The organism is Bradyrhizobium sp. WSM1417, from assembly GCF_000515415.1.
In the GTDB taxonomy this organism is placed as follows: domain Bacteria; phylum Pseudomonadota; class Alphaproteobacteria; order Rhizobiales; family Xanthobacteraceae; genus Bradyrhizobium.
In genome coordinates, this window is sequence record NZ_KI911783.1 from 7,471,093 (window position 1) to 7,490,510 (window position 19,418).

The window sequence follows — 19,418 nt, forward strand, 5'->3', positions numbered from 1 at the left end:
CGAATGAACCCTTTGATGCGACGTGCAAATCCGCTGCCATTACGCGGAAGCGGGGCTGCAAAATCAATTCGTTCTGCTATGATGTTTTGGCCCAGAGTATAATCGGCAGTGATATGAACCTGCGCCAGCTCGAGATTCTCCGCGCCGTCATCCGCCACCGCACCACGGTTGCGGCCGCCGACGAACTGGCGTTGTCGCAGCCCGCAGTCAGCAATGCGCTGAAGACGATGGAGGCGCAGGCGGGTTTTGCGCTGTTCGAACGCGTCAACAACCGGCTGTTTCCGACCACGGAAGCGATGGCGCTCTACAAGGAGAGCGAGGCGATCTTCGCGCTGCACGCAAAGCTCGAGAACCGCGTGCGCGATCTGCGCGAAAACCGCTCCGGGCATCTCGCGCTGGTCGCGACGCCGCCGCTCGCCTACAGCATCATCCCTTCGGCGCTGTCAGGTTTCCTGCGCCGCCGCCCGGAAACGCGGGTGTTCTTCGACGTGCGGCGCTATGAGGGCATCATCGAAGGGGTGCTCAACCGCGTCGCCGAACTCGGCTTCGCACTCGGGCTGACACATCATCCAGGCATCGCCCATGAGGTGGTGCACACCGGCGAGATGGTCTGCGTGCTGCCGCCGCAGCATCCGCTCGCCGACCGGCCGGTGATCTCGGCCGCGGACCTGTCCGGCCTGCCCTTCATCGGGCTCGAGCGCGGCACGCGGCTTGGCGAGGCCGTGCGTGACAGTTTTGCCCGCGCCGGCGCGCCGTTCCAGCCGACCGTCGAGGTGCGCTACTGCAACACGGCCTGCGTGCTCGCCGCCGCCGGCGTCGGCGCCGCAGTGGTCGATCCCTTCTCGCCGCGGCAGAACGGCGGGACCGGCCTCGTCGTGCGGCCGTTCGCGCCGACGACGCACGCGGTGGCCTATATGCTATGGTCGGAAGCAGAGCCGCTGTCGCGCCTGGCCAAGGCGTTTCTCAACGAGGTCCGGAAAGAGAGTACGCTGCTGGAGCGCACAGCGCCAGACCAGCAACATGGGGCACGAAGCGACTGAGCTTGACCTTTACCAGAGGGCACATGGCACGCATCACCATCATCGAGACCGGGCAGGTCCCACAAAAATATCGCGAGCCCCACGGTTCGTTCCCGGACATGTTCGAGCGCATGGTCCGCGCCGAGGATCCGACAGCCACGGTCGACATCGTCAGCATCCCGAACGGCGATGCGCTGCCCGATCCGCGCAGTTTGGAGGCGGTGCTGATCACCGGCGCGGCCGCCGGCGTCTATGACGGGCTCGACTGGATCGCGCCGCTGGAAGATTTCGTGCGCACGGCCTACGCCAGCAAGACACCGATGGTCGGCGTCTGCTTCGGCCACCAGCTGATCGCGCAGGCGCTCGGCGGCACCGTGCGCAAGTCGGAGAAAGGCTGGGGCATCGGCCGGCACGTCTATCAAGTGCTGCCGGACAACGGCGTCGTCGACGGCGAAGCGGTCGCCATCGCCTGCTCGCATCAGGACCAGGTGATTGTGCCGCCGAACGACGCGCTAACCATCCTCTCCTCCGACTTCACCCCGCATGCCGGCCTGCTCTACGCCAACGGCGCGATGCTCACCCTGCAGCCGCATCCGGAGTTCGACGTGGAGTTTGCGCAGGTGTGCTGTGAGCTGCGCGACGGCAAGGCGCCGGACGATGTCGTTGCCACCGCGAGGGAGTCACTGGCGCAGCCGATGGACCACGCCAAGCTTGGTGGCGCGATTACGAGATTTCTCGCAAGGCGCAGGGCACCTTAGTTGCGCACTCCTTACTTCGACCCTTAAAGGGAGAGAAGACAAAAGGCAAAGATGGCCTCTGGATCTGCAGGTTGGATTGAGAATGAGCCCAATTCGGCGCGCAATAAGCCTGATGCTTGCACTGGCCCTAATTGTCGTAGGGCTGGGTGCTCTAGTCTATCTCCTATTCTTCGCACTTTGGTGGAAGGGCTGGATGCTAATGGCAGCGGGGTTCGTGACGGCGTTAGGCGTTCTGTGGTTTTGGGAGGACTTCCCAAAAGCGAAACGCAAGAGCAATTGGGGCGATTAGATAATCAGAACGGATCCGTCCCCAGCCCCGCCACATCTGCCGGCCTCGGCCCCGGTGCCGGCCAGTGAAACCGCCGGTCCTTCTCCGCAATCACCACGTCGTTGATCGACGCCTCGCGCCGCCGCATCAGGCCGTGCTCGTCGAACTCCCACTGCTCGTTGCCGTAGGAGCGGAACCAGTGGCCGCTCGCATCGTGCCATTCGTACTGGAAGCGCACGGCGATGCGGTTTTCGTCGAACGCCCAGAGATCCTTGATCAGGCGGTAGTCGTGCTCCTTCTCCCATTTGCGGGTGAGGAATGCGACGATGGCTTCGCGCCCCTGAAAGACCTCGGAGCGATTGCGCCAGCGGCTGTCCTCGGTATAGGCGAGCGAGACGCGCACCGGGTCGCGCGAATTCCAGGCATCTTCGGCCATGCGGGCCTTCTGCGCGGCGGTCTCACGGGTGAAGGGCGGAAGCGGCGGGCGCGACATGAGGGCCTCATCGGTGGGCGGGAGTGCAATCTATCGCCGCGCGCGGGGGAGTCGAGAGGCCGTCCGCTATCGCCCGATCACGAAATCAGATCAGCCTTCATCAAGGCGCGGATCGATTTCGGGATCGGCTGGGCGCGGCCGCCGCTGATGAAGGCGACGCGCACCTCCGCTTTCACCAGCACGACTTCACCGCGTCGCACCTCCTGCGCCAGCATGATGGAGGCGCCCTTCACGGCGACCGGCCAGGTCACGACGTCGAGCACGTCATCCATCCGGGCAGGCTTGAGGAAATCGAGATGCATCGAGCGCACCACGAAGGCGAAGCTTGCGTCTTCCGCCTCGGCCTGGTCGAACAATGCCTGCTGCTCGGCGCCCATCAGCCGCAGATGATTGGTCCGTCCACGCTCCATAAAGCGCAAATAGTTGGCGTGATAGACGATGCCGGAAAACACTGGTTTGACGATGTCGCAACAGAAGCCTAGTGGGTTGCTTTCATTGGGTCGCTGGACCGCTAAGGCATGAATGAAGAGCAGATTTATCTAGCCCTTCCGTAGCACACCGTGACTAAGAGATCGTCTGCGCGCCTGACTGTTGCCCTCCGAAGGCAAAGGTCACACGTTCGGATCGTGTCGGGTGCGCCAGCAAAATCAACAGCTTATCGAAATTTCGTTACTTCACCGCTTAGCCGGGTAAGCACCGGGTAAGCAGGGCATTAGCTTTGATAGTCCCCAGGCCGCTCGAGCTTCTTGCGACAGGGCGGCACCCACATGAGACGAGGAGCTTCCGCCGCCTGCTTCTCCCAGACAATCCATGCATATCCGGTAGCGGTAGAGGCGCGCTGGAAGTTCAGATGCAGTGCCTGCGCGTCTCGATGCGCTTGCGCACCTAACTTGCCCAGTTCCAGAGTGATTTGGACACGAAGCGCGATTTCGATGCGCTCAATCACATCCATCAGGAGCAGGCGAAGCTTCTTGTCGAAGACGTATAATTCAACGATTTCGGAAAATTTGGTGTTGGGACGAAACTTATCGCCTACAACGAGGCTGGCGCCTGACCCTTGCGATTCCCTGTACGGGTACCAATAGCCACTGAGGCGGTAATAGCCGATACGATTTAGGTAAACCTCAGCCAGGGCGTCATCCGAAATGATCATTCCCCGGCCCTTTATTAGGGCCAGTTGATCCGGGACAGACAAGTATGGCTTGCTATAGGCCATTCACAGAGGCCTATAAAAAGAAGACCCACCCGTACACTTTCGTGCAGAGGGGCGGGCCATGTTGCCGTACATATGATTCATCGAACCGAATCCGTCAAGGGGGCATATTTCAACTTAGAATAGGAACTTTTACATTGGTTGTTAACACCTATCACTCTGATTTATCGTGAAACTTCCCCGTACGCACACTTGGCGGCTGATTGGCGACGGCCGGACGGCATCGCTTAGACCTCCAATTTTCCACAGCCAATCTGGCCGCCCAGGGTTCGGTCTTGACGAACAACTAGCGGTGCCATCCGCTTAGCGAGCCAGCCCTAGCGGCTTGCGAATAACCCTCGTCGGAGGAAGCCTCCGGCATGCCAGCCGCCAGAATCATCACCCCGCCCCTCTCCGGCCGCGACCGTCAGCACTATGCGCACGAGCTCCATAAGGCCGAAGTCGCTATGAGCACGAGATACAGGAAGCAGCAGAGGCTCACGCGGCGGCTGATGTAGATATTTTCCAAGGATTTGGTCGCCATTGGCTGCCCGGCGCCGTGGCGACTGTCACATCGCAGATCAGGGCTGGCCAAAAAGAACCGGTCGATTCCTCCGCTTGCGTTCGCGCGCTGGTTGCGATTGGATAACAAGGACCAAAGAGATCAAAGGTTGCAACGAAAAACCTTCCAGCCAGTCCCTCTGTGACGATCCTTGGCTTAATTTGACATCAGTGCGCCTAAATGCAGTCAGACGGGATTTCAGAGTCGCATCGGCAGACTGCGTTCTCAGCAGTTGTAGCCCAGCCGTCGGCTGAGTCTAAAGCAAGAGACGACGGCGTTCAAAGCAAGATCGCTATCGACGCGCTTATTATGAAGGGTGGAGGGGTTAAGGGTCTTGCATTTGCTGGTGCAATGCGAGAGCTAGAACGTTTCTTCGAATTTCAGTGCTTTGTAGGGACCTCCGCAGGCGCCATCGCCGCCACATTGTTTGCGTCCGGAGCTAGTGGTGCGGCCCTCGAGGCTACGCTGCGTGACCAGCGCTTCACAGACTTCCTCGATGGAAATATCTGGCTTCTTCCTTTCACCTTCTGGACAACACGAGGATTGCATCCCGGACACACATTCGTGGATTGGCTCCGGGGGGAGTTACACAGCCGAATAGATCGGCTAGCCGACATTGAAATGCAGCACCTACCTAAGCGGGCGGTCGTTTATGCATCGACACGGCGCGCCGGTGAAGTGACGTTCGACAAAATCGGTGAGCACAAAGATACCGCGGTCCACACGGCCGTTCGTTGCAGCATGTCGATACCATACCTCTTCCAACCGCAAATGTTCAATAATCGGCGGGTTTATGACGGTGGTCTGCTAAATAATTATCCCATCCAGATCTTTCTGCAGCAAGAGGCCCAGCGAGATCCGACGGCTGCCCGTCTTAACTTCATTGGCCTTTATCTCGGATCAGTAAAACCAGACTCCCTAAAACCGTCATCAGTGTGGGACGACCTACTGCACATAAATATTGATAGGAACGACGCGAAGCTCATCGATCAGTATCGCGATCGAACGATCATGATCGACACCGATCCCATCGGCACAGTCGACTTCGACCTCACAGATCAACAGAAGGAATTTTTAGTCCTTCAGGGACGTACAGCAGCCCTGCGATTTATCGACAAGCGTAAGCTCTTGAGCGCCTCTGAAGTTCAGCAGATTGAGGTGCTCGAAGCTCAGGCGGCGCAGTTGCGTGACGCAATCGAGGCCGAAAAACACGGGCGACGTGGTCTTGGCCGACGTATGGCCGCCGTTGCTGCTCTAATCGGCGTGCTGCTGGTACTCGGTTTCAAGTTCGTGCCTCCGCTTCCGACACCTCGTGCTTGTCAGATCGCTACCTCGATAGACATGTTGACACCGAACGAATCAGCTACGCCGCTTTTCCTGGATGTATCTGCCGGCGACGGAATGGTCCGCTATCCGATCGGAAATGGGAACACTGTCGAACTGAGGATTCAACCGCAAGATATTCAGAGGTATTCTATAACTTTGAAATGGTCAGACGACTCGTCATCTTACTTTGAACCTTTCGCGAGCTGCGGGTCTGTAAACGGTAGGAAATCAAAAGATGGGCGATCATCGCTGCGTCTCGCGCCTCGTCGTTAGCTCGGCGATTTATTGGACGTGCACGATAGGGTGCGCCTTTGCCGACTCGTTCGTCGGTGGTCATATATTTGATGCGATCACAAAGCGGCCGGTGGCCGGCGCTGATGTGTATGTTGAATACTCTTCCCGTCGGATCGGCGCCGCCAAAAGCGACGGGGATGGCGTTTACCGAGTACCGTTCGTGATGCCATCAACGATACCTGCTACAGCATTCGCAACCATCACTGCCAGCGGCGCCGGCCACGCGGCCAGCACGGAAAACCTACAAATTACGGATGGGAGCTCGGGTGCGGTCAAAGATCTGGAACTCTATCCGATCGGTCTACTTGAATGCAGATCTCAAGCGGAACACTCGGTAATCATCGGCAATTTTCTACCGCCCAGTCCGGCAGGAACGTTGTCCGACCTATCTCGCCGCATCGCGAAATCGTTGGAGTTCTCGCTGAAGACGCGTTTGCAAGCCGTGCATCTGATTTTGGACAAGCAGCCGTCGTTTGAGCCGTGCGAAAGTGCAAAACCCGCAACCAGCAAGTTGGGAGCGGGATATGCGAAAGCGCTGAAGGCGGACGCCTTCGTGGACGGAGATGTTTCCCACGACAAGCGTCTGCTTGGCTACGCTGTCAGCTTTTACGTCAGCGATGCGTACGATTTCTTCCCCGATCCTCAGCTTGCCTCTAACCGGAATCTCGACCTCGATACGCCTAGCGCGGTATCAGTTTCAGATGAAACGCATCTTGCCGTGCTGGCATCAATTGCTGCAGGATTAGCTAAAAGAAAAGATTGCGCTACCGCGCTCCAAGTCATCTCGGTTGGGGAGCGCTTGATAGAGGAGCCAATCACTTCATCGAATGCACTGCGTGCAGATTATTTTGCCCAACTACGTAAGGGGTGCGAGGAGCAGCTTCCGAACGTTGGCCTGAGGAAGACTACTAAATGAGCTTTGATAGAGCCGCGGCAGTACTATTAGCGATTCTCTTATTCGCGCTGACATTGCCTGACTCCGCGCAAGCCGGAGGCGAAATTTCCTTCGAAAAAGAATACAGACGGATCATCGACATCGAGAATCAGGTCATGGCTCAACCTGCTTATCGAGAATCAAAAGAACTATTGGATGAAATTGAGCGGTCGCGTGAAACTGTTGTTTCGATAGAAGAGCGATATGCAGATGCCGCGGCCTCTGATGGACCCGAGCCAATCTATCTGCGGGAGGCTGCCCGGATTCGAGCGCGTATCAAACAGTTGGAACGTCGCCTTGCCGAAGCGAAAAAGGCCGTTGCGGATTTTCGAGAAGCCGCAGAGGGTTCAGCTGGAGGAAGGATATTTCCCAACGCCACCCATCGGACGGCAGTATTTACTTACGAGGATCGGCAAGGAAGCGGTCTAGGAGATGCCATCGCGTTCCTTATCTCCAAAAAATTACTCTTCACCGCGCCGGTGCATTCGGTAGCAGTTGTGAACTTTAGGAATGAGCAATTGGCTACTCCGGCTGCTACGGTCGGAGTGGAAAAGGGGGTAACATACTTCGACAAAGTCGATTTAGTGACAAAAAATCAGAATTTTGGCCTCGCAATTTGGGGAAGAATTGCTCGACGTGGCGATGGGTTTAGCATCGACTCTTTCCTTCAAGTGCCGGCGAGCGCCAGCCGGGAAAAGTTTAGCAGCAGCGTTCGTATCCCGACGGCCATGGGCGGCGGAGCATTGTATGCTCGTCTCCGATCAGATCGCGTTCTGATCGGAACAACGTATATGGATGCCAAGTTAGCGCAGAGCCTTAACGAAATTGCGCGCCAGGTCGGTAACTTGCGACGTCAACCGAAAGTCGGTGCACCGGTAGTAGCCAAATTAGAGGGCCTTTATCGTATCACTCAGTATCAGGGCACTTGGGTTGAAATCTTGCTAGCCAACGGTCGTCGAGGCTGGACAAGCATCGATCAGTTTTGCACCGAAGAGTGTCGTTTTTTATTGAAAACGGCGGATTTCACCAACGATATTCTGGCACTCACTGGTGGCGCGCGTCCACGGCGCCTTTTGGAGGGGCTCACACGAGACGCGGACGAAATGCTGCAACAACTTGCAGTGCTTCGAACGCTTCAGGACAGCCCTGACGGAGCTGCGAATATCGCTAAGACTTGGATCGAGGGTAGCAGAACTCCGTCGCCTACGTTTGAAAGCTTGTTGGCTTTGGCAAAGCTCGAGATCGCGCTAAAGCGGGAGCTCGCGCGAGGAAAGAACTTCGAGGACATTCGCCTTCAGGAGCCGGAGGTGCAACCGGTAGTCGATTCTCTCGTGGAAGCTTCTATTGCAAATCCTGGCGACGAAGATGTGCTTTTGAACTTAGCTCATCTTTTCGAGTTCCTGAGCGATCCCACGCGAGCCGCGTTGGCGCGTCAACTTGCGTCACAAGTGACGCGTGCTACTCCATAAAGCTTTGCCCTAAATAACACGGTTCTGAGTGTCTTAAATGCACGATGCCTTCGGCGATGAAAGCTCCGGTGTCGAGCACGCGGCTTACGCCGTGGGCTTGAGCTGCACGAAAGCGGTACCTACCTGACGTGGCAAAATCCGAGCGTCAGACCGTGTCACCCGATTAGACTTCAGGAACGGCTCGTTCCCGTTCTTAAGGCGGGATCGATGAAAGCTGAGAAGCCCGCGCGATTTTGGTCCGCAACTTGGCCGCGCGCTCTGACGATGCGAGGAGCCGCCACTAGGTTTCGGACGCTTCTTTCCCGAGACACCGTTGTTCTGCACCCGAGGATTGTAGTAGCCTGTACCAAGCCCACGACGGGGGGATTGGGCATGCTCAAGGTTGTGGTTGGTGCGATTGTCGCTGCAGTTAGCATGCTGGCGACAAATCCAGCGGTCGCCGAACGCCGCGTCGCCTTGGTAATCGGAAACTCCGCCTATCAGCATGTTTCCAGGTTAGACAACCCCAGCAATGATGCGCGATTGGTTGCCGAAACGCTTCGATCTGTGGGCTTTTCACTAGTGGGCGGAGCAGCACTCCTCTGGACAAGGCCAGCTTCGATAGCGCCATACAGAACTTCGGTAATCAGATTGGCGGAGCCGATGTCGCCTTGTTCTATTTCGCTGGACATGGGGTGCAGGTCCGCGGCTCAAACCATTTGGTATGCCCGGCAATTGGCACCGTTGACCTCCGAAAGCGTTTTGCCGCACCACCATTTATTCAGACGCGCTATCCGCTCGTCGAACTTCGATTTGTTCGCCTGAGTTTCGCGGCGGTCATCGTCATAAACAGAAAGCACGTCCGCAACGTCGATGTCCTCAATATCCTTGAGGCGCCGTGCCGGGGTGTACTTCTCGCCGATGTAAGCGGCTAGGCTCGCGCCCCTGTGTCTTTCTTAGCGAAAAGCGGCGCCGCGTTGTCTACCACTTCTTTCGGGAGCATTTTTAGCTGCTCTGGTTCGAACGGCAGATGAGTGAGATAGTTCGCGACCAGAGCCCCCACGGCTTCCGCCTGTGCTGCATCTCGTTGGCGCTTGAGCGGTTCTCTGTCCGCACGACGGGACAACCAAAGCTTATGGGCGCCCCAAACCCGGGGATCAGGCGCGACGATACGCACGGGTTCACCCTTTTCGTCGATCGCAATCGCCTCGAAAGCCGGAGAATTCTGCAGCCAATCGAGTCCTTCGATTTGAACGGCAGTCAGGTCTTCTGGGTCCGAGCCGATCTTGTCTGGAGCTTTCTTCCAGGGAGGGCTCTGCATAGGCTTGATTAGATCGACGAGATAACCGTCTCGGTTTACAGCGCGGAAAGTCTGCTTGGCACGTTCAAAGCTGGTGTCGACACGTTGGAGTATCTTGAGGAGCGAAGAGTCAGAGACGTCGTCGTCCGCCACGAACGTAAGCCCGCCGCACGCGTCGAACAGAAGATCGATGTCCTCCGTCGTGGCGAGACCCGGATCAATTCTGACGCCGGAAGAGGCTTCATAACCGTAGATCGCGTTCGTTCCGAGAATCCGAATGCCTGAACCCAGCATCCCGAAGCCATCGAGAGCGCGCATGATCCGGGCTCCGATGAGCGGTACACGCCCCAAGCCGAGCACACGATTAACCGCAGCTTGCCGAGCCATCGTGTCGCGCAAGTTCTTCAGTCGGTCCTCTGCCGCAGTGCGCTTGGCCTCAAAATCGGCCTTCATCTTTTCCGTTTCGGGAGAGCGCGCGCCAAGCGAGCTTTGCTTCCGGAGGCCCGCTTTGTCGTAGTAGCTCCGGACTAGGTATTCATGGCCCTTGGACTCTACCCAAGTCAGGGAACCGCGATGAGCGTCGTACGCCTCCTTCGCGTCTCGCAAGGCCTGGAATCGCTGCTGGCTATTGACCACTTCGCGGCGCTGATCGTTGTTAAGCTCTTGAAAATCCATGGTTTCAACACTTCGGTAAGTTTAAGGTCCATACTGTTGAAACCGTATTTATCATTCAAAATCAAAGGTTTCAACAGTTCCGACCCATTGAAAGCCAAACTGTTGAAACCGGGAACTTTTCTCTATCCTCGCGTCCCCTGGTCTTGCTGGTACCCGCCTCCATCGAACCACCGATCCAGCGCCCGTCTATCGGTCTCCTCTTCCGCGCACGCAACATCGCGATCCAATTGATAAATGAGATCTGCCAACTGTCGATCGTCCAGGGAAGGCACCAGGTCGATCGCTTCGTTTTCGATCACCCGCAGGGGGACGCCTTCTTCGTAATGCTTGAAAGCTTCTCTCAAATGCTTCGGCAGCCATCGTTCGTATTTGGCAAGCTCGACCCGGAGAGCACTGTCGTACCGGCCCCGGGCACAACGGCTACGGAGGAGTTCCTGATACTGCTCCGCCCGCTTAGTTCGCGCTCTGGACAGACGCGCTTGCTTGGAGATGGCTCACCGAATTCACGCGCCGCCTCGATCAGCTTTTCGGGATTGCAGTTGTTGTTGGGCTTCCCGTCCACGCGACCGCCTCGGCCGGCTTCGAAGGTGATGACGGCTCGCACACCGGCCGGATTCAAAGACGAGAATGCCAAAGCGCCCCAGCCGCCGCCGGACTGACCGACGACGATCGTTCCGGACGCACTCGCAAGCTTTTGGCCGACGACGTAATCGATCACCCACTGATTGAGCCTGGCGATTGCGATACCGGCCGTTCGAAAGCTTGCGTCGGTGCATTTACCGACGGTGCCGAAATAGGTGCTGAATACGCCTTGGTCCGGCAGATCGATAGCCGAACTGCCGAAGCCCGGCCGGATCGGCACGACAACCAGATGTCCGCGCCTGGCGAACCAGAAGGCGGCGTCGCGGAATTCAACCATCGGATAAAAGCTGCGCTCCTTCGGGTCCAACGTCTCTCCGTCCAGGGCCGCATGAACTCCACGCCGCCGGCGGACACGATGAAAGTCTTGAAGCCTTTGCTCCGGAGAAGCGCGAGCAGTTCCAGCATCGGCTGGTAGGTCAGTTCGGTGTAGGGACGGTTGAAGCGCGGATGGCGCGCCATCGCGAGCCAGTCGACGACGGACTTCGAGAACTCGTCGGTGGTCATGCCGCTGTGGGCGACGCCGACGATCTGCATCAGGCCCGTTTCGCCCGCGCCGGCCAGCGCCTTCATGTCTCCGTCGAGCACCGCCTTGAACGGCTGCGTCGTCTTCCATTCCCGATGCTCGGGGCCATCGCCTTGACGCGGTCGAGGGCGAAGAAGCCCTGGAAATAGAACGGCTGCTCGGTCCACAGCGTGCCGTCGTTGTCGAACACCGCCACGCGCTCGGGCGCCGGCACGAAGTCCGGCCCGCCCTCCGCGGTGACGCGCGCGACCTGGCGGTCGGTCCACGACGGCAGCGGATCGGTCTGAGCCCGCGCAACGCCCGCAACGAAGCAGAGCATTCCCCCGAACATAACGCTTGAGACGCTCTTCCAACTCATTGTGTCACCTTCGCTGCCCCCGATCAGCAGGTGGCCCAATACGCTCCACCTGCATGACTTGATTGATTCACGACTGGTCGCGTCGGACGTCAGTTTTTGGTGGCTCCCTGCTGCAGCGCCTGCAACGCCTTCTCGACGCTCAGGGACCCGGAGACCTGGCTGGGTGGGGTAATTCTTGAAGGTTGCGAGGAACTGACCCATGACGGTCGTGGCGGGCATCATGACCCAGAGTTTCTTGCCCCACCATTCGCCGTAGGACGTCGATTCGGTCTGATAGCGCTCCCACGGGTCGACGCGCAGGTTGGTCACGATCGGGACGTTGGTGGAATCCTCCTTGCCGGAAAACAGGTTTCCGACGATGGTCTTGAAGGTGATCTTCCACTCGTCGTAGCGCACGGCCATCAGATCAGCGTTGTCGCTGAAATAGAAGAACTCCCGGCGCGGACTCTCAGTCACCTTGCCTTCGAAGAACGGCATGAAGTTGTAGCCGTCGAGATGGTTTTTGAAGGTCTTCTCGCCCGCCTTGTAGCCGGTGAGCAGCTTCTGCTTCTGCTTCAGATCCGGATCGCCGCCGGCAGCCGCGACGAGGGTCGGCATCCAGTCCTCGGCCGACATGACGTTGTTGATGATGGTGCCGGGCTTGATGACGCCGGGCCACTTGGCCAGCATCGGCACCCGAAAGCCTCCTTCGTACACGGTGCCTTTTTCGCCGCGGAACGGATGATTGCCGCCATCGGGCCAGCTGAAGATTTCCGCGCCATTGTCGCTGGTGAACATCACGATCGTATTGTCGGCAATGCCGAGTTGGTCCAGCTTGGTGAGCAGTTCGCCCACGACCCAGTCCAGTTCGGCCATCGCATCGGCAAACAGGCCGAAGCCCGTCTTGCCGTCCCACTGCTTGGACAGGTGCGTGAAGGAGTGGCACCGTGTGGAGTTGTGCCAGAGGAAGAACGGCTTGTTGGCCTTCACCGAGCGGTCCATGAAGTCGCACGAACGTCTCACCAGATCCGGCTCGATGTCCTCCATGCTCACCTTGGCGGCGGGATCCATGCCCGGATGCGGCGGCAGCGGGCCCGCGTCCGTGATCTTCTGCTTGCCGACGCGGCCCCAGCGCGGATCCTCCGCCGGATCATCCGCGTCGCTGGCAACGCTGCTGATGATGTTGCGCGGTCCGAACCTTTCGCGGAATTTAGCGTCCTTCGGATATTGAGGGTCGTAGGGTTCCTCCAGCGCGTTGAGGTGGTAGAGGATGCCGTGGAATTCGTCGAAGCCGTGAACCGTCGGCAGATATGCGTTTCGATCCCCGAGATGGTTCTTGCCGATTTGCGCCGTCGCGTAGCCGAGCGGTTTGAGGAAATCCGCGATCGTCGGATCGGACTCCTGCAAGCCTTGTTTCGCCGCAGGTAGGCCGACTTTCAGCAGGCCCGTGCGGAACGGCGTCTGCCCGGTGATGAAGGCCGCGCGCCCCGCAGTGCAGGATTGTTGTCCGTAGTAATCGGTGAATAGCGCACCGTCGCGTGCGAGACGGTCGATGTTTGGCGTGCTGCCGCCTAGGCGGTCACCGCAGCGGCGGTAACTTGGCTTTTGTCCAGCTCTCGAAGGTAGTCCGCCGACCAGTGGTAGATCGTATATGCTTCAAGTTTGTCCATCATCGACCGCCAGCGCCCGATACGCTCCTCACCCGGCATGTTGACTGCCTGCCAAATTGCCTCCCTGATTTCTTCAGGACGGTTCGGATCCACCAGCAGCGCCTCCTTGTCGTTGAAGTCTTCAGCCGCACCCGCGAACTTCGAGAGCACCAGAACGCCAGGGTCCTTCGGATTCTGTGCAGCAACATATTCTTTCGCGACGAGATTCATGCCGTCACGCAACGGCGTCACGACGCCAACACGCGCAGCGCGGTAAAGACGCGCAAGTGCGGACTGGCTGAACGATTCGTTCTTGTACTGGATCGGGCTCCACTCGTCCGTGCCGTGCTCGGCATTGACCTCGTTGATCCGGCCCTCCACCTCGTTTTTATACTTCTGATACTCTTCGACGTCGGCGCGTGAGGGGGGCGCGATCTGCAACAGCGAGATGCTGCGCGGCTCGGCCTTCAAAAGCTGATTGAACCCTTCGACCTTTTTGTCGATGCCCTTCGTGTAGTCGAGCCGGTCGACGCCGATCGCAAGCGTGGTGCCCTCGACGCTTTTCAGCAAGGACGACACTTTCTCCTGCTCTGCGGGAGACAAGTCTGCAACCAGGTATTCTGCGAACTGCTTCGGATCGATACCGATTGGGAACTTTTGACATCGCGTTTGGCCGCGCTCTGAGATCACAACGCCATCCTTGCTCTCCAGCCCGAGATGGGAACGCAGACAGGCGAGGAAGTTATTCACGTCCCGGTTCGTCTGAAAGCCCAACAGATCATACTCCAGCATCGACTTCATCAGTTCGCGATGATTGGACACGAGCTTGATCATGTCAGGGGCGGGCCATGGCGTATGCAGGAAAAAGCCGGTCGGCCCTTCGATGCCGAGCTTACGAAGGTCGGCCGCGAGAGGAAATAAATGATAGTCGTGCACCCAGAATGCGTCCCGATCCTGCAAGCCAAATGCCGCGCGCGCGATGAAGTCGTTCATCTCTCGATAGCTGCGGTACCCCGCTTGCGTGCGCGACATCCGGTCGGACAGAGAGTGCAATGCCGGCCACAACGTCGAGTTCGAATAATCTCGATAGTAGCCGGGATAGTGCGCAACCGGAAGATCGAGCTTGGCCACATGGGCTTTGCCAGCCTTCTCGAGCAGCAGAGGCTTCTCAGTCCCGTCGCCGAGGATATCCGAGGAGAACATCCAGACCGCCCCGGAACATTCCAAGACTGGCTCGAGGCCTGCGGCAAGTCCGCCGCTCTGGGGTTTATTGGGATCGAAGCGAGCGCCGCGGTTCGAAATGACGACCAGCTTCATGTTTGGCGGCTGGCCCACCAAATCAAGACGATCGTTAAGGTCGCTCGCGATAACAGGCTGGGAAGGACCTCCACTGGCTTGCTGCTCCAGCTGTAGTGGGATCTCGCTCAGGTATCGATCAAACGCCGCATGGCCTATCGTTTCAGGTTGCTGAGCGGCGTGTAACATAGCATCGGGGCTCAATGTTGCCGCTCTGAGAGTGTCATGGACTCGCTCCATTTCCTAACTCCGTTTGACGATGTTTCCGTCTGATGCGGTTCGCGATCAGCCCCCACTTATTTCTCAGCCCTCGTTATTTCCACCTCACAAGACTAGCAGGTCTAGCTCTCGGGAAGCTGACCAGGCGCCGAGCCAAATAGCGGTATCGGCGCTCCCATCCAGGACTGCAGCGCGATCGTGGCGGATGGGCCGTCGGCGCATCGGATTGAAAGAAGACTACCTTGGCCTTGATCGCGTTGATGAGCGCATGTAGGCCGCTGGATACAGCCGGACAAGGCGATCTCTAACACGCGACGGAAAAGATCGCTCTCTCGGAACCGGCCATGATACCGCGTGCGTGATCCTCTGTTGATCTTCGGCCGTTTGACCGGGCGCAGCACTTGTCGCGACCACGAACCACGTTTATCGCCCGCATCGTACAGACGCAAAAACTGGGGATACCGGCGAGCGGTCGCCGGAACCAGTCGCGGCCCCGCGAAGCTCTCGTCTACGATCCTGAGCTTCTCCGCACTCGTCCAGCGGCGCCGACGACCGCTCTCCACCACCTCTATGCGGCTCAGCACCGCACTGACCTTATGCACATCCATAAGACTACACTCCCAACCTTTTCACAAGACGGCCTTGCTCGGGTACGTACGTTTCGGCGGCAATGTGCGAGATAACTGAGTCTGCGCGCAAGAAGGAGGAAACCGATAATCCCATCCCGCTTGGAACGCGAAACCTGGCGTTTTGGGGCTCTTCTTTGATGCGAACCGGGACAGCAATCCCGTTTCATACTTAGGCTACTCAGGTCTGGCTGGGACAACGTAATGAACCCTACCAATTCCCGGAGGAGCATGCGGACGTGAAGTCCAATAGAGACTCCTTACCAGAGCGCGAACTCAGCGCCGAATCGCAGCGTCAGAAATGTTGGCAGTTGAAAGCGCCGCCGGAGAGATACGTACGTGACAGAGCACCCTCATTTACCGTCTGTCATGGCTGAGTGAGGGCTGGCGACAAGCACGAACTGACAGTCGATCGAACGTCCAGCAGCAGCGTCGACATCGTTCACCGCAAAGTGACACCGCCGCCAGAAATTGGGACGCCTAAAACTTGATTTTACCATGCCCCACATCCATCCAACTCGCTCTCTCTCTCACTACACTGCACCAGTTAATACCGAACCCGACGACACTTCGTATGATACTACAGTTTCGTCATCGGTTGACGGGTCTGGTGTCATCGGGCTGTCTGCTTGCAGACAAATCGCCGAAGGCATTAATGGAAATCCTTGAGCGGTTGATTGATGATGCGCGATACGAGGCAAGCCGTGCAAGCGCAAGAGACCGAACGGCTTGCTTTCCTTCTTAGGAGATCTGGGAGCCTTGCTGATTCTAAGAAGAGCGGCGGACCGTTTTCATTATCTGCAGAACAGAAGCAAGCATTCCTTGGCAGGTGTCAAATTTAATTGCTGAAGAAACACTCACCGGTATCTCCGATGAAGTACTAAAAAGAGTAGCAAAAGTCTCCGCGGGAACAGGAGTAGTGGGGCCGAAGACGAAAGAGGAAAGGAAAAAGATAGACACATCTTCGATACGAGAAGGGCTATACAACCTCGGCGACGAGATCGACGAAAAGCTTGGCGTGCCTGAACATGCGCGAATTCCTCCGATCACTTGGAAGCCGATGCATATCAAAGCAACACGGCTCTCGAACGTCCAGGAGTGAGCTGGTCCCGGTTGTCTGAACAGAATCTCCGCATCGATAAGTGGAGCGTCTGCCGGGGTTAGGCTGCCAGGCGGAGCGGCAGCGGGGTGAAGTAGGCTTGATCCGGCGTGCTGCCGTCAAGACTCGAATGGGGACGTCTGCTGTTATAAAAGTCGAGATATCGGCCGATCGAGTTGCGCGCCTCGCTGACGCTATCATAGGCCCGCAGGTACACCTCCTCGTATTTGACGCTGCGCCACAACTGCTCGACGAACACGTTGTCCCGCCAGCCGATGATGTCCGATCCGCGTCCAGCAGACCCGGACAGACATGGCGCCGTTGCGGGGATGGGCCCCGCGCGGGCACAGGCTCCCCGCCAAAGTCCCAGACGGCCGTTGGAAAACCATGACTTTCCTGGCGGCCCTGCGCCATGACCGGATCGATGCGCCATGGTTCATCGAGGGACCAATCGATGGCGCGAGCTTCCGGATCTATGTCGAGAAGGTTCTTCTGCCGATCCTTCGTCCCGGCGATATCGTCGTCCTGGACAATCTCGGCAGCCACCGAAGCAAAGCCGTGCGTCAGCTCATCCGCTCGGCCGGAGCCAAGCTGTTCTTCCTGCCAAAATACTCACCCGACCTGAACCCGATCGAACAGGTCTTCGCCAAGCTCAAACATCTGCTCCGCAAGGCAGCCGCACGAACTGTCGACGCGGTCTGCGCCGCTATCGGTGAACTCCTCGACGCCTTCACGCCCGAAGAATGCGCCAACTACCTCAAAAACTCAGGCTATCGAAGCTAATGCCATCACGCTTTAAGCGCAGACATAGAAGCTCACATCGGCTCACAAAATCAGCAGCCGATAGCCGATTGCTCACCCCCAGCGCCAGACGGGGTCTCTTTGCCGCTTACTCATCATTTGGAGCGCAAGGCGATTCTTTGGGCGTCAATCCTCGGCCCATCAGGTGACGGGCTCAGCGGTGAGGTGCGCAGTGCACAGATCTTCCGTCGCCGTGCTCGGCGCCTCGAACTACACCTACGCCGAGGCCAGCCTCACCCAGAGCCTGCCGGACTGGATCGCCTCGCACGTTCGGGCCTTTGCCTTTTTCGGCGGTGTGGCCCGGCACACTGTGAGCGACAATTTGAAGGCCGGCATCACCCGGGCCTGCTTTCACGAGCCAATGGCCAAGGACCTATGCCGATCTCGCCCGCCATTACCGCACCGCCATCGTTCCAGCGCGGCCGTATCGGCCGCGCGACAAAGCCGAAGTCGAAGTCGAGGTCCAAATCGTCGGGCGATGGATTCTGGCGCGTCTGCGCAACCGCCGCTTCTTCTCGCTCATCGCCCTCAACGAGGCGATCTACGCGCTTCTTGTCGAGCTGAACAATCGACCGCTGCGCAGCTGGGGACGAAGTCGGCGCGACCTGTTCGAGGAGCTCGATCGTCCGGCGCTCACCCCCTTGCCGGATGAACCTACGAGTATGCCGAGTGGAAGCGCTGCCGGGTCAACCTCGATTATCACATCGAGATCGCCAAGCATTACTACAGCGTTCCTCACAAACTCGTGCATCAGGAGGTCGAGGGGCGGATTACCCAGAAGACCGTCGAGATCTTCCTGCATGCAAGCGCGTGGCCTCGCATCTGCGCAGCACGCTGCCGCATCGCTCGACGACGATCCCCGAGCACATGCCGAGCTCGCATCGCCGCTATCGTGACTGGACCCATGAGCGCATTCGCTCCGAGGCCGCCAAGGTCGGCCCCGACGCCGAGACGCTGATCGACGTCATCCTGCGGTCGTGGCCGCATCCGGAACAAGGCTTCCGCTCGGCCATCGGCATTCTCGGGCTGGGCCAGGAACGCGTCGACGCTGCCTGCGCCCGTGCCCTGCTGCTCAACGCTCGTTCCTACAAATCGGTCGTCGCCGTCCTCAAGAACTGCACCGACAGAACCGCTCCTCCCACTGAGGAGGCGCCAATCCTCTTCCACGCCAACATCCGTGGCCGCAACTACTACAATTGATCAGGAGATCAGCATGCTCATTCACCCCACCGTCGATCGCTTGCGCGTACTCGGCCTCACCGCCATGGCCGATACCCTCGTCGAACTGCAGAACAATCCCGAGGCGACCGGAATGCCGCACGCCGATTGGCTCGGCCTCCTCGTCGATCGCGAGGTCACCGCCCGCGACAACCGCCGCCTCACCGCACCGCCCGTGGCCTCGATCGTTCGCTCTGCCAGAACCTCGCTACCTGTCAATGGATCCGCGATTCCAACCACCTGGTCATTGTCGGCCCAACCGGCACCGGCAAGTCCTGGCTTGCCTGCGCGCTCGCGCAACAAGGCTTGCCGCGACGGCTTCTCCGTTCTCTACAAGCGAGCATCCCGCCTGTTCGCCGATCTCGCTCAGGCGCGCGGCGAAGGCCGTTTGGCGCGCCTGATCGCCGCGCTTGAGAGCGTCGATCTCCTCATCCTGGACGAATGGGGACCCGAACCGCTCACCGCCGACCAGCGCCGCGATCTGCTCGAGATCGTCGATGATTGCTAGGACAAGGGATCCTTGTTGATCACAAGCCAGATCCCCGTGTCGCAATGGCGACGTCATTGCCGATTCCACTCTCGGCGATGCGATATTGGACCGCATCATTCACAATGCCCACCGTCGAGCTCAAAGGCGACAGTGTGCGCCGGCAGGCCGGCGAAAGGAAAACCACGTGAGCACCTCGCGCTCGATCGTCCCGCCGGCCCACAGGCCCCTCCCGCGCGTGTCGCTGCCGTC

The 19,418-nt window shown here is 58.6% G+C and carries 13 protein-coding genes, 1 tRNA gene and 6 pseudogenes; 11 read left to right on the forward strand and 9 right to left on the reverse strand.

Annotated features, from left to right (window positions below):
* Positions 1–113 precede the first annotated feature (113 nt).
* Positions 114–1,040 (forward strand): LysR family transcriptional regulator, encoded by a 927-nt coding sequence (locus BRA1417_RS0136555; protein ID WP_027520062.1) that lies wholly within the window; start codon positions 114–116, stop codon positions 1,038–1,040.
* Positions 1,041–1,063: 23 nt separating this feature from the next.
* On the forward strand, positions 1,064–1,777 hold the full coding sequence (locus BRA1417_RS0136560; RefSeq protein WP_027520063.1) for a type 1 glutamine amidotransferase: 714 nt from the start codon (positions 1,064–1,066) through the stop codon (positions 1,775–1,777).
* Between the two features lie 293 nt (positions 1,778–2,070).
* Here BRA1417_RS0136560 and BRA1417_RS0136570 read toward each other — a convergent pair whose 3' ends face one another.
* On the reverse strand, positions 2,071–2,538 hold the full coding sequence (locus BRA1417_RS0136570; RefSeq protein WP_027520064.1) for a nuclear transport factor 2 family protein: 468 nt from the start codon (positions 2,536–2,538) through the stop codon (positions 2,071–2,073).
* 77 nt (positions 2,539–2,615) lie between these two features.
* The gene (locus BRA1417_RS0136575) at positions 2,616–3,077 is read right to left on the reverse strand and encodes a thioesterase family protein (protein WP_051448440.1); all 462 of its coding nucleotides are present in this window, start codon (positions 3,075–3,077) and stop codon (positions 2,616–2,618) included.
* 14 nt (positions 3,078–3,091) lie between these two features.
* On the opposite strand from BRA1417_RS0136575, the gene BRA1417_RS44490 reads away from it, so the two are divergent.
* Positions 3,092–3,179: transfer RNA gene (locus BRA1417_RS44490), tRNA-OTHER, on the forward strand.
* A gap of 71 nt (positions 3,180–3,250) precedes the next feature.
* On the opposite strand, the gene BRA1417_RS41375 is transcribed toward BRA1417_RS44490, so the two are convergent.
* The gene (locus BRA1417_RS41375) at positions 3,251–3,754 is read right to left on the reverse strand and encodes an Abi family protein (protein WP_051448441.1); all 504 of its coding nucleotides are present in this window, start codon (positions 3,752–3,754) and stop codon (positions 3,251–3,253) included.
* Positions 3,755–4,472: 718 nt separating this feature from the next.
* Here BRA1417_RS41375 and BRA1417_RS0136590 point away from each other — a divergent pair.
* The 4 genes and pseudogenes from BRA1417_RS0136590 to BRA1417_RS45790 all read left to right on the forward strand — a co-directional run.
* Positions 4,473–5,891: a patatin-like phospholipase family protein gene (locus tag BRA1417_RS0136590; RefSeq protein WP_027520066.1), complete on the forward strand. Its 1,419-nt coding sequence runs from the start codon at positions 4,473–4,475 to the stop codon at positions 5,889–5,891.
* Entirely contained in the window at positions 5,854–6,828 is a 975-nt protein-coding gene (locus tag BRA1417_RS0136595) for a carboxypeptidase regulatory-like domain-containing protein (protein WP_027520067.1), read from the forward strand. The genes BRA1417_RS0136590 and BRA1417_RS0136595 overlap by 38 nt, the downstream gene beginning before the upstream one ends.
* A complete protein-coding gene (locus BRA1417_RS0136600; protein WP_027520068.1) occupies positions 6,825–8,315 on the forward strand; it encodes a hypothetical protein in 1,491 nt (496 codons plus the stop codon). Before BRA1417_RS0136595 ends, BRA1417_RS0136600 begins: the two co-directional genes overlap by 4 nt.
* 414 nt (positions 8,316–8,729) lie before the next feature.
* Positions 8,730–9,019: pseudogene (locus BRA1417_RS45790) on the forward strand (caspase domain-containing protein); the annotation flags it as partial.
* A 206-nt stretch (positions 9,020–9,225) separates the two neighbouring features.
* Here BRA1417_RS45790 and BRA1417_RS0136605 read toward each other — a convergent pair.
* The 5 genes and pseudogenes from BRA1417_RS0136605 to BRA1417_RS41390 all read right to left on the reverse strand — a co-directional run bounded on the left by BRA1417_RS0136605 (position 9,226) and on the right by BRA1417_RS41390 (position 14,956).
* Positions 9,226–10,269 (reverse strand): nucleotidyltransferase domain-containing protein, encoded by a 1,044-nt coding sequence (locus BRA1417_RS0136605; protein WP_027520069.1) that lies wholly within the window; start codon positions 10,267–10,269, stop codon positions 9,226–9,228.
* Between the two features lie 340 nt (positions 10,270–10,609).
* Positions 10,610–11,218, reverse strand: a complete 609-nt coding sequence (locus tag BRA1417_RS45795) for a hypothetical protein (protein WP_245286382.1) — start codon at positions 11,216–11,218, stop codon at positions 10,610–10,612.
* A gap of 2 nt (positions 11,219–11,220) precedes the next feature.
* Positions 11,221–11,765: pseudogene (locus BRA1417_RS43355) on the reverse strand (haloacid dehalogenase-like hydrolase); the annotation flags it as partial.
* Between the two features lie 342 nt (positions 11,766–12,107).
* A pseudogene (locus BRA1417_RS44500) lies at positions 12,108–13,424 on the reverse strand (arylsulfatase); the annotation flags it as partial.
* The gene (locus BRA1417_RS41390; RefSeq protein WP_084462389.1) at positions 13,343–14,956 is read right to left on the reverse strand and encodes a trehalose-6-phosphate synthase; all 1,614 of its coding nucleotides are present in this window, start codon (positions 14,954–14,956) and stop codon (positions 13,343–13,345) included. The pseudogene BRA1417_RS44500 and the gene BRA1417_RS41390, both read right to left, overlap by 82 nt.
* A 1,434-nt stretch (positions 14,957–16,390) precedes the next feature.
* On the opposite strand from BRA1417_RS41390, the gene BRA1417_RS44505 reads away from it, so the two are divergent.
* Positions 16,391–16,663, forward strand: coding sequence for a hypothetical protein (locus BRA1417_RS44505; protein WP_156949075.1), 273 nt, complete (start codon positions 16,391–16,393; stop codon positions 16,661–16,663).
* Positions 16,664–16,721: 58 nt separating this feature from the next.
* On the opposite strand, the pseudogene BRA1417_RS0136635 reads toward BRA1417_RS44505, so the two are convergent.
* Positions 16,722–16,931, reverse strand: a pseudogene (locus tag BRA1417_RS0136635) (integrase core domain-containing protein); the annotation flags it as partial.
* A 29-nt stretch (positions 16,932–16,960) separates the two neighbouring features.
* Between BRA1417_RS0136635 and BRA1417_RS0136640 the strand changes: the two are divergent.
* The 3 genes and pseudogenes from BRA1417_RS0136640 to BRA1417_RS41400 form a co-directional block, all read left to right on the forward strand.
* A pseudogene (locus BRA1417_RS0136640) lies at positions 16,961–17,443 on the forward strand (IS630 family transposase); the annotation flags it as partial.
* A gap of 828 nt (positions 17,444–18,271) precedes the next feature.
* Positions 18,272–18,661 carry a transposase gene (locus BRA1417_RS41965; RefSeq protein ID WP_027520074.1) on the forward strand — a complete coding sequence of 130 codons (390 nt, stop codon included), beginning with the start codon at positions 18,272–18,274 and terminating at the stop codon, positions 18,659–18,661.
* A gap of 13 nt (positions 18,662–18,674) precedes the next feature.
* Positions 18,675–19,357 (forward strand): annotated as a pseudogene (locus BRA1417_RS41400) (ATP-binding protein).
* The last annotated feature ends 61 nt before the right edge of the window (positions 19,358–19,418 follow it).